Here is a 13,261-nt window from a genome sequence, read left to right as displayed (position 1 = left end):
ATGATCCGAGCGAAGCCGGCGCCTTCTTCGTGGGGTATAAGGGGCCAGGGTCAAGTACTTCGATCTGTCGGGCGGCCGCTTGACGTCCCTTAGCCGTCGCGAACACAACCATGCTCGGATAACCCTTGACAGGTCCCGACGTTCAGCTGAGGGGTTCGGCCGAGCGTCTTCTCAGGGGCTTGGAGTCGGCCAGCGGCCGACATCGCTCGGGCAGGTCAATACCCCTTCCTGTGGCAGGGAAGGGCATATCGTTCAGTCCGATGCCTGCGCCGTCCGCTTCTCAATTGGCGTTCGGTGGATCGAGCCGGATGTCGTCGGATGCGCGCAGCTCGAGGTATAGGCCAGTTCGGTCGAGGATCTGCGTGGGCGCAAGGTACGTGAACAGCCTGCCCGTCAGGAAGATCTTCGTGGCCCTGCGCGCACGCGCATCGGCCACGAAGCGTTCGAGGAGGTCCTCCCGCCCCGCATCGTTGGGGACGAGCACCGGCAACGAGCGTCCCACCGGATCATCGGCCTGCGCCTTGAGGTCGAAGCGCCAGTGATCGGGGTCCGGTCCGTCCCCGCTCCACCACTCGCCGAGGACCCGCTTGGCGTCCGCGTCCCCGTAGAGGTTGCCCTGGTCGACGAAGCCCCAGAGGTGGACCTCTTGTCCGCGCCACTCGGCCAGCGCCGCTTGGTCGGTGACGAAGCGGCCCTGAGCGATGGCCGATACCGGCAGGTACTCGCCGACCTGATCTGCGCACCCCGCAAGCGGCATCCCGACGGCAAGCGCGAGATAGACAGAGCGGTAGACGCGGATGGTCTCGTTCGGCAAGTCGAAGATCACGCCCTTGTCGCCGAGGCGGTACTTGCGATAGACGGGCAAGTCGCGCCCGGTGTTGCGGGCGTTGCCGGGGCGCGTCCTCAGCGACTCAAGGTGCCCTCATGTGCGGGCTGCCGCCGCCCTTGACGAAGGTCGGCTGGGACTTGCCCTCGGCGTAGAAGTCCACCATCGTGTCGCCGGCCGGGTTGTAAGAGCACTGAAAGTCCTCGCTGCGGGTCTCGAGGTAGATGGTGCCGTTAACGGCATGGGTGCCGTCGACGCGCTGCCCTTCGTACTTGGCCTCCGAGCGGGCCTCGAAATCCTGAGGGGACCTTGAAAAATTGCGATCCGGGCAATCCTTCAAGACTTATGAACAGCTGGAATTCCGAGACGGACGCGCTGCGGATCATCAGGCGCTTCGGCTTCGAGGACTTCCGCTGCCGGCTGTCCTGAAGCGGTCCGAGCATCGCGCCACTCGGCCCGCGTGCCGATCTCGACCGGGATGGCCGATCATCGACGTCGCCTCAGAAAAACGAGCAAGCCTCCCGCACGCCCGGGGCGGTATCCTCTACACTTCGCTTATCGGCCAAACGCCGGCCGAGCACGACCCGGCCGAGCACGACAGTGAGACGGGTCACCGAGGAGAAGTCGTCTAGATGGCAGAGGAAACGCGGTCGTCGAAGATGCCGGAGGACGACATCATCCTCCAGCAGCAGTTCCGGCGGGCCTTGAGCTCGTTCGAGGGCATCATCCTCAGCCAGATCGACATCAAGAACCGGCTCGGCGACCGGCTGAACTACAGTATCCAGGCCGGCATCATCGTCCTCGGCCTGATCGCCGTCTCCATCCTGGTCCTGCTCCTGACGCTGAGCTCCCAGATCACCCGCATCTCCGGCGTGGTGGCGGAGATGAACAAGCACTTCATCTCGGTGTCGGACCAGATGCACCGCATCGAGGGCCACATGGGCTCCATGGAGCAGCGCGTCGCCCTGCTCTCCTCGGTCGAGGCGCGAATGGCCCTGATGGACCGAGAGATGACCAGCATCCGCCGCGACATGGATGCGATGCACGGCAGCGTGGACGACATCGACATGGCCCTGTCCGCGGTGCGCACCAACGTGCGCAACATCTCGGTCAACATGGACCTGATGAACCTGGAGGTCCAGACGATGAGCGGGCAGATGATCGACATCTCCCGCCCCGCCCGGACCATGAACCGTATGATTCCCTTCCCGTAGGAGGGCGCGACCATGCCCCAGCGCGAAGACCCCAGACGCGCGGTCGTCGACGTGATCGCCGGCCTGGGGCGGGAGACCCAGTACCACCTCGACCAGCGCTTACGCCACTTCCGCATCACCGACACGGTGATCGTCATCACCTCCATCCTGCTGGTGATCCTGGCGGTGTTCAACGTCTACTACGTCCGCGTCCTGTACCAGGACTTCAACGGCATCGTGAGCAACATGGAGTCCATGCACGCCCATCTGGTCAACGTGGACGCCGACATGGCGATCATCACCCTGCACATGCAGGCCTTCGAGGGCCACATGGAGCACATGGATCGCATCGATGCCCACATGGGCTCGCTCGCGGACACCATGCCCGCGGTGCGCGCCAACATGGACGGCATCGCGGTGGACATGGACCAGATCCAGCAGAGCATGCAGGAGGTCGCCTACGGCATGGGCATCATCGACCAGCGGGTGGGGGCCATGGCCGGCGGCGTGTCCGTGATGCGAGAGAATATGGCCAGTTCGCGCGGCCGATGAGCGGCATGAGGCCCTTCATGCCTTGAAGATGTCCGAGGTGCGAGGCCCGGAGCCCGGGGTGCGGAGCGCCAGCGGCATGCCGGAGACGAGGGCGAGGACGACAAGAAACCACGAAATACACGAAGGTTGCGACGATACAGCAAATGCTCCTGTGTCTATTCAGCCTTATCGCGTGTGTCGCGTTTTTTTGTTCCGAGAGGATCTACCGGTCGTTATTGAATCGTCCGCCCGGCGGATCGAGATCTTGAACCCTGGCCCCTTTTCCAGGTGAGCGGGCGAACTTCAACCTGTCGAAGGTGATCTTGGTGATGGCCGCGTCTGAAGCGGTGTTCGCCGAGAAAGGGCTTTCTGCGGTGTCGGGTGTCACGGGGCGCAGGACTCGGCCAGCGTCTCCAGGCCCCTTCGAGATCGATATCCTGCTGCCCGCGACGGCCTGATCCTCGGCATCATGTTGGTTCCCTCGCTCCAGCCGCTTCCCTTGGCGTTCGTGCGACCTCGGCGTCTGCGAGGTCATGCCTCCCGACCTCCCGAGCCGAGTTCCCGGGCGCGACCCTCAGCGCCCGATCAAGACCGGGCAGTCGAGTGCCTCGAGGCTGGTCCAAAGGGATGGTCGGGCCAAGAGCCCGCTGGCGGCGTCGAGGAGCAGCAGGTCGATGCCGGTGCGCGCGACGATCGCGGGCAGGGCCGCGGCGGCATCGGCGTCGCAGGCGATCAGCCGCGTGTCGGCGCCGAGGTCGCCGAGCTCGGCGAGGGTCTGAGCGCGGAGCGATTCGAGTTCGTCGACGTCGGCGGCCTGGAGGACCACGATCAGGTTCGCCGTGCCCCGTCGGCCGAGTGCGATCGCGGTGGCCAGCGCCCGGCTTGCCGCCGGGTGGTGCTCGACGAGGACGCCGATCAGGGTGCCGGCGGCCCGCGGCGGCCTGGGCCGGCGCAGTGGGGCGAAGCGGCCGATGCGCGCCAGCGCGAAGAGCTCGGCGTCGACGGCCGCGGCGAGGATTTCGGCGGCCAGGTCGCCGCGCCAGACGCGGAACGACCAGGCGATGCCGAGCTCGGCGGCCGAGCGCTCCAGTTGCGTCCGCATCCGCCGCGCGCCGGCGCGCAACTCCCGTTCCAGGCGCGCGGCGTCGAGCGTGCTCTCGCCCAGGGTGGTGACCCGGACCTCGCGCAGGAAGGGCAGGCCGGCCGAGCGCAAGAGCTCGGTGTCCTCGATGAAGACCCCCTCGATCTCGGCGCCCAAGGCAGCGGCGATGTGCGCCGCGAGGGCGAGACCCCGCAGGCTGTGCGGCGAGGCATCGAGCGCGACCGCGATGCGCCGGATTCGGGCCGGGGCGTCGTTCATCGCGGCGGCTCGGCGGTCGGTGGCGCTTGGGTGTCGCCGCCGCGCAGCGCGCGCAGCCGCTCGGAGAATCCGACCAGCCGTGCCTCGACCCGCGCGTTGACGCTCCCCGGCGACCAGCGCCCATCCGCGCCGCGCGTGCCGGCCGGCATCCCGGTGAGGAGCTCGATCCCCTCGTCGACGGTCGTGACCGGGTAGATGGCGAAGCGGCCGGCGGCGGCCGCCTCGCGCACGTCGGCGCGCAGCATCAGGTGCTTGACGTTCGCCGCCGGGATCAGGACCCCCTGGCCGGTGACGGGGCCGCGCGCGGCGCAGGTGTCGTAGAAGCCCTCGATCTTCTCGTTGACCCCGCCGATCGCCTGGATCTCGCCGCGCTGGTTGACCGAGCCGGTGACGGCCAGCGACTGGCAGATCGGCAGCTCGGCGAGGGCCGAGAGCAGGGCGTAGAGCTCGGCCGAGGAGGCGCTGTCGCCGTCGACGCCGCCGTAGGTCTGTTCGAAGACCAGGCTGGCCGAGAGCGACAGCGGGTGTTCGAGGGCATAGCGTCCGGCGATGAAGCCCTGGAGGATCAGCACCCCCTTCGTGTGCAGCGGGCCGCCGAGCTTGACCTCGCGCTCGATGTCGATCACCTCGCCCTTGCCCAGGCGCACGCGGGCCGTGATCCGGCTGGGGTGGCCGAAGGCGAAGTCGCCGAGCGCCATGACGGCCAGCCCGTTGACCTGCCCGATCCGTTCGCCGTCGGTATCGATCAGGATGGTGCCGCGCGTCGTCTCCTCGCGCAGGCGGCGGGCGATGCGATCGGCGCGCTCGATGCGGGCCCTGATGGCCTGCTCGACGTCGGCGGCGGTGACGAGCGCGTGATCGCTCGCGCCGGCCCAGTAGTCGGCCTCGCGCAGCAGGTCGCCGATCGAGCGCATGTGGCTGGTGAGGCGCTCGTTGTCGTCGACGAGCCGGGCGCCGTGCTCGACGACGTGCGCGACCGCCGCGGCCTCGAACGGACGCAGCGCCGCGCGGTGCACCTCGGCGGCGACGAAGCGGGCGTAGCCGAGGGCGCTGGCCGGGTCGCGCACCAGTTCGTCGTCGAAATCGACGGCGACCTTGAAGAGCTCGCGGAACTCGGGGTCGAGTTGGCAGAGGAGGTAGTAGATGTGGCGCTCGCCGAGCATCACGACCTTCACATCGAGCGGGATCGGCTCGGGCTCGAGCGACAGGGTGCTGATCAGGCTGGTGATCTGGGCGAGCGACTCGATGCGGATCTCGCCGGCCTGGAGGAGCCGCTTGAGGGTCTCCCAGGCGAAGGGCTGGAGCAGCAGCTTCAGCGCATCGAGGATCAGGTAGCCGCCGTTGGCCTCGTGCAGGGCACCGGCGCGGATCATCGTGAAGTCGGTCTCCAGCGCCCCGAGGTGGGCGCGGTGCTCGATGCGCCCGACCAGCTGGTGATGGGCCGGTAGGTCGGCGTAGACGACGGGTGCACCGCCGTTCTGATCGTGGCCGAGCAGCACGTTGATCCGGTAGCGGTGGTGCCAGGGCGGGCCGTCGCCGTTCGGTGGCGTCCAGCCGGCGAGGAACGGCGGCTGTTTATCCTGCGTCGGCAGGAATTGTCGGAAGTGTTCGACGACGTCGGCCTGGACCTCGTCGAGATAGGCCACGACGGCCGGCAGGTCCTGGTACCGTTCGCCGAGCGTCTCGATCAGCGAGCGGACGGCGCCGCCGGCCATCTCGCGGTTGAGTTCCTCGATCTGCTCGTCGGATCGCTTCTTCCAGACCGGCATCTGGTGCATGACCTTGCGCATCTCCGCCTGGAGGGCGTCGATGTCGGCCTCGATGCGGGTCTGCTCCTTCTTCGGCAGGGCGTGGAACTCTTCGGGGCCGAGCGGCTTGCCGTTGCGGATCGGCGCCAGCGTGAAGCCGGTCGGCGTCTGGAGCAGGACGACATCCTTCTCCTTGGCCATCTCGCGGAGCGCACCCATCGCCTGTTCCTGGCGTTCCTCGAGTTCCTCCTCGAGGGCCTGAGAGCGCGTGCGGTACTCGTCGCTCTCGAAGACGCCCGGGATGGCGCGATGCAGGTCGGTGACGAGCTGCTCCATGTCGCGCCGCAGGGTGTTGCCGCGGCCTGGCGGCAGGCGCAGGGCACGCGGCCGGTGGGCGTTGGCGAAGTTGAAGACGTAGCACCAGTCGGACGGCACGGGCTCGGCGGTGGCCCGTTCCTCGAGGGTGCGGCGGATCAGGGCGAGCTTGCCGGTCCCCGACGGGCCGAGGGCGAACAGGTTGTAGCCCGAGTGGCGGATGCCGATGCCGAACTCGATCGTGTGTCGCGCGCGCTCCTGGGGGATCAGGGCGTCGCCGGCCTCGAGCTCGGCGGTGGTCGCGAAGCCGAGTTGGTCGGGATCGCAGCGGCGATAGAGAGCGTTCGGGGAGAGCGGCGTGACGGGCATGGGGCGGGTCCGACGATGGGGACAGCCTACTCCAACTGCCCGTGGTTGTCTTCGAGCAACTCGGCGGCGGGGGCCGCGAAGGACTCGGTCGTGTAGCGCGAGACCGCGAGGCTGCCCGACCAGTGAGTGCTCGGCAGACCGGCCTTGCGGCAGAGGTGCGCGAGGAACTCGCCCGGGTCTGGGAGCTGCTCCCAGACCGAGGGCAGGAAGGTCGCGCGCTGTCCGCGCTCCTCGAGGATCAGGCCGTCGAGGCCGGGGCGCAGTTGCGCGAGGAGGTCGGCCCGCGAGGTGCAGGGCAGGGCCTCGGGCGGGCTCAGCACCGAGACCTGGATGCTGAGCCGGTGCAGTTCGCCCGCCGCGAGCGGCGGGAAGCGGGGGTCCTCGAAGGCGGCCGCGAAGGCGTTGCGGGCGGTGTCCTCGACGAGCGGACGGCGGGCGACCAGGGCGCCGATGCAGCCGCGCAGCGCGGTGCCGATCTCGAGCGTCACGAAGGTCGCGCGTGCCGCCCGCAGCGCGCTCGGATAGTCGCGCGGGTCGGGCACGAGCGGGACGCGCCGGTCGAGTCCGTGGGCGATCGAGCGGGCCGCGAGCCCGAGCAGGAGGCGGCGGTCGGCGGCCGCGTAGGCATCCCCGGCGGGGCCGGGGATGCCCGGCCGATCAATGGAAGACATAGGCGCCGTATCCGACGACCTGGTCGCGCGGGCCAGCCGTGTCGCCCGAGTTGCGCAGGTCGAGCGTCTCGGCCCGCAGCCCCCGCCGGCGGGCGACCTCGAGGAGGCCGTTGACCGGTTGGCGGCCGCAGGCCTGTTCCTCGCCGATGTCCTCCGGATGCAGCGTCTCGATCGCGTGCGAGGTCGCGGTGTCGAGGCGCCGCGCGGTGCCATAGTCGTGGTAGTGGCTGAGATCGGAACTCACGACGATCAGGGTCTCGGGGCCGCCCCAGAGCAGCTCGAGGACCTCGGCGACCTCCTCGGGGCTCGCATCGCCGACGACGAAGGGCACCAGCGTGAAGGCCGCGAGCACCTCTTGGAGGAACGGCAGTTGGACCTCCAGGCTGTGCTCCTCGGCGTGGGCCGCGTCCATGATCGTGACCTGGGGCAGGGTCAGGGCGCGGTCGATCGCGGCCCGGTCGAGGGGCACCGCGCCGAGGGGGGTCTCGAAGCGTTCGGCACCGCTCGCCGCCAACCCGCGGACGAAGACGCGGTGGGCCGGGCCGAGGAGGACGACCCGGGAGATGGTCGCGCGCGCCGCCGCGAGCGAGGCATACGCCTCGGCCGCGATGGCGCCCGAGTAGATGTAGCCGGCGTGGGGCACGATCAGGGCCTTCGGCGGCGGTGCCTGCGTCTGCGGCATCGCCTCGGTCAGGTAGTCGTCCACCACGCGCTTGAGTTCGCGCGGATCGCCGGGATAGAAGCGACCCGCCACGGCGGCCGGTCGTACCATTGACATGGTGTTGCTCTCCGCATCTGGGCGAGGCCTCGCCTCGCGCTGATTACAGTATAGGTCGGGATGGTGCCGGCGACGGCGAGTTGCAATCGACGTCCCGTATCCCACACTTGTAGACAGCGGTGGCTGCGTTTGTCTCCGGTGTTCGCCGGGGGGGAGGCGTTCATGATGGCCGAGGTGGTCAACTCCGTCGTGCCAACCCGCTACTGGCACCGTCTCGACGATGGGCGGATCCAGTGCGACCTGTGCCCGCGCCTTTGCCGAATCAATGAGGGTCAGCGCGGACTCTGCTTCGTGCGCGCCTGCGAGGGCGGGCAGATCGTGCTGACGACCTACGGGCGCTCGTCGGGGTTCTGCATCGACCCGATCGAGAAGAAGCCGCTCAATCACTTTCTGCCCGGGACGGCGGTGCTCTCGTTCGGCACGGCCGGCTGCAACCTGACCTGCCGCTACTGTCAGAACTGGGACATGAGCAAGTCGCGCGAGATGGATACGCTCGCCGACGCGGCGGCCCCGGAGACGATCGCCCGGGCCGCCGAGTCGCTCGGCTGTCGCAGCGTGGCCTTCACGTACAACGACCCGATCGTGTTCCTGGAGTACGCGGTCGATGTCGCGCGCGCCTGCCGGGCGCGGGGCGTGAAGACCGTCGCTGTGACCTCGGGCTACATCCGTCCGGAACCGCGCGCCGAATTCTTCCGCTGGATGGATGCGGCCAATGTCGATCTGAAGGCCTTCAGCGAGCGCTTCTACCACGAGCTCTGCAGCGCCCACCTTGAGCCAGTGCTCGATACCCTGGAGTACCTGGTCCGCGAGACCGATGTCTGGGTCGAGCTGACGACGCTGCTGATCCCGGGGGAGAACGATTCGCACGAGGAGTTGGACGCGATGACGCGGTGGCTCCGCGAGCACCTGGGGCCCGACGTCCCGCTCCACTTCACCGCCTTCCACCCCGACTACAAGATGCGCGACTCCCCGAGCACCCCGGCGAGCACCCTGAACCGCGCCCGGGCGATCGCCCGCGAGAACGGTCTGCGCTACGTCTACACTGGCAACGTCCACGACGAAGACGGCGGCAGCACCTACTGCCACCAGTGCGGTCAACGGCTCATCGGACGGGACTGGTACGAGCTCTCGGAGTGGAACCTCACCGAGGGCGGCTGCTGCAATCGATGCGGGGCGGTCTGTGCCGGCGTCTTCGGCGGGCGGCCCGGCACCTGGGGCAGCCGCCGCGTGCCCGTGCGTCTGCGCGACTTCGCTTAGCGAGCATGCGGGCGTGCCGCCACGCTTGCATGCGTGTTCGGGGCGCCCGCCCGGCCTTGCCTGCTTGCCTCGGGATCCGGCAGGCCCGTAGGTCGGGTTAGGCGCGCCGGCACGGCGGTCCAGGAAAACAAAGGATTGCGCGCGCCGTAACCCGACGGCGGCCTTGCTCGGAGCCGCGTTGCCGGCTGTCGGGTTAGGCCCCGAAGGGCTAACCCGACCTACGGCGCTGCGCGACTTCGCTTAACGAGCATGCGGGCGTGCCGCCACGCTTGCATGCGTGTTCGGGGCGCCCGCCCGGCCTTGCCTGCTTGCCTCGGGATCCGGCAGTGCGCGGGGCCTTTGCGCGTCCGATGGGGCATCGGATTTGCATGCGATATGGTGTGCGTTACTTGAAAATTCCCCGCGCTGTCGCATAATTCGCCGCCGTCTCTCCCTTATCAAGTGCGCTGTCAGAGGTGCCCAAATGCCCTTTTACGAATACAGGTGCGAGTCCTGTGGTCACGAGCTCGAGGCCTTGCAGAAGATCAGCGACCCGCCGTTGACGGACTGCCCGGCCTGCGGTCAGGCGACGCTGAAGAAGAAGATCTCGGCGGCCGGCTTCCGCCTCAAGGGTGGCGGTTGGTACGAGACGGACTTCAAGAACGCCAATCGCAAGAATCTCCACGACAGCGGCGAGAAGCCCGCGGACGCGGCGAAGGCGTCCGAGAAGAAGGCGGGCGGCGAGAAGAAAGACGCCGCCAAGACGGCCGATGCGAAGCCGGCCGCCGCCTCGCCGGCTGCCTCCGGCTGAGGCGCGCCGAGGCGGGCCAGTCGGGGCCGTCGCCCCCGCTTGCCTGCCCGGCTGGGCGTCGGTATCGTAAATCGTTTTGCAGCGGCCACGGCGGATGCCGTGGCCGCTCCATTTTGAAACGGGCGGGCGGAGACCATGCGCAGTCACTATTGCGGGCAATTGAGGGGCGAACAGGTCGATCAGGAGGTGGTCCTGTGCGGGTGGGTGCACCGGCGCCGTGACCACGGCGGCGTGATCTTCGTCGATCTGCGCGATCGCGAGGGGCTCGTGCAGGTCGTTTTCGATCCGGACCGCGCCGAGGTCTTCGCGACCGCCGAGCAGGTGCGCAGCGAGTACGTGCTGCGCGTCGTCGGGCGCGTGCGTCGCCGCCCGGCCGGCACCGAGAACGAGGACCTCGCGACCGGCGAGGTCGAGGTGCTCGGGACGGAGCTCACGGTCCTCAACGCCGCCGAGACCCCGCCGATGCAGCTCGACGAGCACGGCGTCGAGGTCTCCGAGGAGCTGCGCCTGCGCTACCGTTATCTGGACCTTCGCCGCCCCGAGATGCAGCAGCGGCTGCGCCTGCGCAGTCGCGTCACCCAGGTCCTGCGCGGCTTTCTCGACGGCCACGGCTTCCTCGACATCGAGACGCCGATCCTGACCAAGTCCACGCCCGAGGGCGCCCGCGACTACCTGGTGCCGAGCCGCGTCCACCCGGGCGAGTTCTACGCCCTGCCGCAGTCGCCGCAGCTCTTCAAGCAGCTGCTGATGATGTCGGGTCTCGATCGCTACTACCAGGTCGCCCGCTGTTTCCGCGACGAGGACCTGCGCGCCGACCGCCAGCCCGAATTCACCCAGCTCGACATCGAGGTCTCCTTCATGACCGAGGACGAGCTGATGGGGCTGATGGAGGAGATGATGCGCGCCCTCTTTCGCGCCATCCTCGACGTCGAGCTGCCCGACCCGCTGCCGCGCCTGACCTATGCCGAGGCGATGCGCCGCTACGGCTCGGACCGCCCGGACCTGCGCGTGCCGCTGGAGCTGGTCGACATCGCCGATCTGGTGCGCGACGTCGACTTCAAGGTCTTCGCCGGCCCGGCGCAGGACCCCGAGGGGCGCGTCGCGGCGCTGCGCCTGCCGCGCGGCGGCGAGCTGACCCGCAAGGAGATCGACGACTACACCAAGCTGGTCGGCATCTACGGGGCCAAGGGGCTCGCCTACATCAAGGTGAACGACTGGGCGGGCAAGGGGCGCGACGGGTTGCAGTCGCCGATCCTCAAGTTCCTGCCGGATGCCGCGGTCGAGGGCATCATGGCCCGCACCGGCGCCGTCGACGGCGACCTGATCTTCTTCGGCGCCGACCAGGCGAGCGTCGTCAACGAGGCCCTCGGCGCGCTGCGCGTCAAGCTCGGGCAGGACCGCGGGCTGATGGCCGAGGGCTGGCACCCGCTGTGGGTCGTGGACTTTCCGATGTTCGAGCGCGACGCCCAGACCGGGCGCTGGATGGCCCTGCACCACCCGTTCACGGCGCCGAAGGAGGACCAGCTCGGGTTGCTCGAGGAGGCCCCGGGGGCCTGTCAGTCGCGCGCCTACGACCTGGTGCTCAACGGCACCGAGATCGGCGGCGGCTCGATCCGTATCCACCGCGAGGCGGTGCAGCGGCGCATCTTCCGCCTGCTGAACATCAGCGACGAGCAGGCTGAGGACCGCTTCGGCTTCCTGCTCAAGGCCCTCAAGTACGGCTGTCCGCCCCATGGCGGCATCGCCTTCGGTCTGGATCGGCTGGTGATGCTGATGACCGGCGCCAGCTCCATCCGCGACGTGATGGCCTTCCCGAAGACGCAGAGTGCGGCCTGCCCGCTGACCTCGGCGCCGTCCCCGGTCGACCCGGTGCAGCTCAACGAGCTGTCGCTGCGGGTCAAGCTGCGTGCCTGAGCCGAACGGCGGCGCGCCGGACGTCGAGGAGGCCCCGGAGCCAGGGCCGCTCCCCACCGGCCCGGCGGCCGAGGGCGGGGCGGTCGCCGACTACAAGCGCCCGGAGTCCGTCCTGGTCGTCATCGTCACGGCGGCCGGCGAGTTCCTGCTGCTGCGCCGTACCTGGCCGGTGGGGTTCTGGCAGTCGGTCACCGGCAGCCTGATGCGCGGCGAGACGCCGCGCGCGGCGGCGATCCGCGAGGTCCGCGAGGAGACCGGGATCTCGGCGCCGGCGGCGCTCATCGACCTGGACCACACCGAGCGCTTCGCGATCCCGCCCAGGTGGCGTCGTAGCCGCTACGCCCCCGGTGTGCACTACAACTGCGAGCACTGGTTCGCACTGCCGCTCGCGCAGCGGCGCATCGTGCGGCTGCGGCCCCGAGAGCACGTCGAATATCGTTGGTTGCCGGCGGCGCGCGCCGCGGCCTCGACTGGCTCCTGGACCAATCGTCTGGCCATTCAGGTCGTCGCCGGCCTCATCGCGCGGCCCTGAGGTCCGCCCCGCTCGACGCGGCCGTCTCTGCGCGGGCTCCGCACAGCGTACCATCGGCAGGTCGAAGGGATCTCCGGTGCGCGCCGATCCCGTCCCTCAATCGAACCTCTCCACGACATAACCGATGCCGGCGCCGACGCCGGCGCCGACCGGTCCCGCGACGACCCCGCCGATGGCCGCACCGGAGACCATGCGCTGCTCGGTGCGGTTCAGGTTCGCACACCCCGACAGGAGCAGGGTCGATGCCAGGAGAAGGATGAGGTGCAACTTGGGCGTTCTGCTCATGTCTCGATGCGCCTGTCAGGTCCGAGGTGTGGCCGTCGATCGCGGCGATGTTGCAGGGTTTTCCCCCGTGCGTCCAGCGCCGGCCTTGGAGGGTGCAGGGCTGATCCGTTCTGCGGCCTTTTTCGTTGAGGGTGAAGGGTTGGCGGTCGATCCTCGACTGGGTTGGCGCTCAGGCGAATGCTCGCCTCTCGCAGCGGTCGAGACGGCGGCCGCGGAGGCCCATCCCGCACGGCCGTGCCAATGACCGCGCGGCGCACGCGGCCCGGTTAGCCCCGCGCGCCGTAACCCGAAAGCCGGCAACGCGGCTCCGAGTAACGCCGCTGCCGGGTTACGGCGCGCGCAATCCTTTGTTTTATTTGGATCGCCGTGCCAGAGCGCCCAACCCCGCCCCCTCGCACGGCGCCGCGGCTCGTAGGTCGGGTTAGCCCCCCCGCGGGGGCGTAACCCGACGGCCGACACCGTGGCGCACTCCGAGGCCCCTGTCGGGTTACGGCGCGCGCAATCCTTTGTTTTGTCCGGACCGCCGTGCCAGCGCGCCTAACCCGACCTACGGCCCTGATCCGCCGCGCCGGCCGCGCCCCGACTCCGCGCAAGCCAACCCGCCCGACCCGCGCGGCGAAGGAGCGACGCCTCGCCGGCAAGCGTCAGCGCGCCGCGACCAAACGCCAGCGCGGGACGCCGTTCGACGACTA

14 protein-coding genes are annotated in these 13,261 nt (G+C 69.2%); 6 read left to right on the top strand and 8 right to left on the bottom strand.

What is annotated here, in order from left to right:
* Positions 1-280: 280 nt before the first annotated feature.
* Together CKO41_RS06750 and CKO41_RS06745 are read right to left on the bottom strand one after the other, a co-directional pair.
* Positions 281-865 carry a hypothetical protein gene (locus CKO41_RS06750; protein ID WP_200381639.1) on the bottom strand — a complete coding sequence of 195 codons (585 nt, stop codon included), beginning with the start codon at positions 863-865 and terminating at the stop codon, positions 281-283.
* A 46-nt stretch (positions 866-911) separates the two neighbouring features.
* On the bottom strand, positions 912-1,166 hold the full coding sequence (locus CKO41_RS06745) for a hypothetical protein (RefSeq protein ID WP_200254228.1): 255 nt from the start codon (positions 1,164-1,166) through the stop codon (positions 912-914).
* 292 nt (positions 1,167-1,458) lie between these two features.
* Here CKO41_RS06745 and CKO41_RS06740 point away from each other — a divergent pair, with 292 nt between their 5' ends.
* Together CKO41_RS06740 and CKO41_RS06735 are read left to right on the top strand one after the other, a co-directional pair.
* On the top strand, positions 1,459-2,040 hold the full coding sequence (locus CKO41_RS06740; protein WP_200254226.1) for a hypothetical protein: 582 nt from the start codon (positions 1,459-1,461) through the stop codon (positions 2,038-2,040).
* A 12-nt stretch (positions 2,041-2,052) separates the two neighbouring features.
* The gene (locus tag CKO41_RS06735) at positions 2,053-2,571 is read left to right on the top strand and encodes a hypothetical protein (RefSeq protein WP_200381638.1); all 519 of its coding nucleotides are present in this window, start codon (positions 2,053-2,055) and stop codon (positions 2,569-2,571) included.
* Between the two features lie 202 nt (positions 2,572-2,773).
* Here CKO41_RS06735 and CKO41_RS06730 read toward each other — a convergent pair whose 3' ends face one another.
* From CKO41_RS06730 to amrB, 5 genes are all read right to left on the bottom strand, one after another.
* The gene (locus tag CKO41_RS06730) at positions 2,774-2,938 is read right to left on the bottom strand and encodes a hypothetical protein (protein WP_200254222.1); all 165 of its coding nucleotides are present in this window, start codon (positions 2,936-2,938) and stop codon (positions 2,774-2,776) included.
* A gap of 186 nt (positions 2,939-3,124) precedes the next feature.
* The gene (locus CKO41_RS06725; RefSeq protein ID WP_200381637.1) at positions 3,125-3,910 is read right to left on the bottom strand and encodes a universal stress protein; all 786 of its coding nucleotides are present in this window, start codon (positions 3,908-3,910) and stop codon (positions 3,125-3,127) included.
* Entirely contained in the window at positions 3,907-6,342 is a 2,436-nt protein-coding gene (locus CKO41_RS06720) for a Lon protease family protein (RefSeq protein ID WP_200381636.1), read from the bottom strand. The genes CKO41_RS06725 and CKO41_RS06720 overlap by 4 nt, the downstream gene beginning before the upstream one ends.
* 26 nt (positions 6,343-6,368) lie before the next feature.
* Positions 6,369-7,013: an AmmeMemoRadiSam system protein A gene (gene amrA / locus CKO41_RS06715; RefSeq protein WP_200381635.1), complete on the bottom strand. Its 645-nt coding sequence runs from the start codon at positions 7,011-7,013 to the stop codon at positions 6,369-6,371.
* A complete protein-coding gene (amrB, locus tag CKO41_RS06710) occupies positions 7,000-7,791 on the bottom strand; it encodes an AmmeMemoRadiSam system protein B (RefSeq protein WP_200381634.1) in 792 nt (263 codons plus the stop codon). The genes amrA and amrB overlap by 14 nt, the downstream gene beginning before the upstream one ends.
* Positions 7,792-7,953: 162 nt before the next feature.
* Here amrB and amrS point away from each other — a divergent pair, with 162 nt between their 5' ends.
* The 4 genes from amrS (at position 7,954) to nudB (ending at position 12,284) form a co-directional block, all read left to right on the top strand.
* Positions 7,954-9,048, top strand: coding sequence for an AmmeMemoRadiSam system radical SAM enzyme (gene amrS, locus CKO41_RS06705; protein ID WP_200381633.1), 1,095 nt, complete (start codon positions 7,954-7,956; stop codon positions 9,046-9,048).
* A 463-nt stretch (positions 9,049-9,511) separates the two neighbouring features.
* A complete protein-coding gene (locus tag CKO41_RS06700) occupies positions 9,512-9,838 on the top strand; it encodes an FmdB family zinc ribbon protein (protein ID WP_200381632.1) in 327 nt (108 codons plus the stop codon).
* Between the two features lie 135 nt (positions 9,839-9,973).
* Complete coding sequence (gene aspS, locus CKO41_RS06695; RefSeq protein WP_200381631.1) at positions 9,974-11,752, top strand: aspartate--tRNA ligase; 1,779 nt, start codon at positions 9,974-9,976, stop codon at positions 11,750-11,752.
* Positions 11,745-12,284, top strand: a complete 540-nt coding sequence (nudB, locus tag CKO41_RS06690) for a dihydroneopterin triphosphate diphosphatase (RefSeq protein WP_200381630.1) — start codon at positions 11,745-11,747, stop codon at positions 12,282-12,284. The genes aspS and nudB overlap by 8 nt, the downstream gene beginning before the upstream one ends.
* A gap of 96 nt (positions 12,285-12,380) precedes the next feature.
* Here nudB and CKO41_RS06685 read toward each other — a convergent pair whose 3' ends face one another.
* On the bottom strand, positions 12,381-12,569 hold the full coding sequence (locus tag CKO41_RS06685; RefSeq protein ID WP_200253644.1) for a hypothetical protein: 189 nt from the start codon (positions 12,567-12,569) through the stop codon (positions 12,381-12,383).
* Positions 12,570-13,261: the final 692 nt, after the last annotated feature.

It is taken from the genome of Thiococcus pfennigii (genome assembly GCF_016583835.1).
Lineage (GTDB): Bacteria > Pseudomonadota > Gammaproteobacteria > Chromatiales > Chromatiaceae > Thiococcus > Thiococcus pfennigii.
This window is presented reverse-complemented; position numbering and strand designations above follow the sequence as displayed.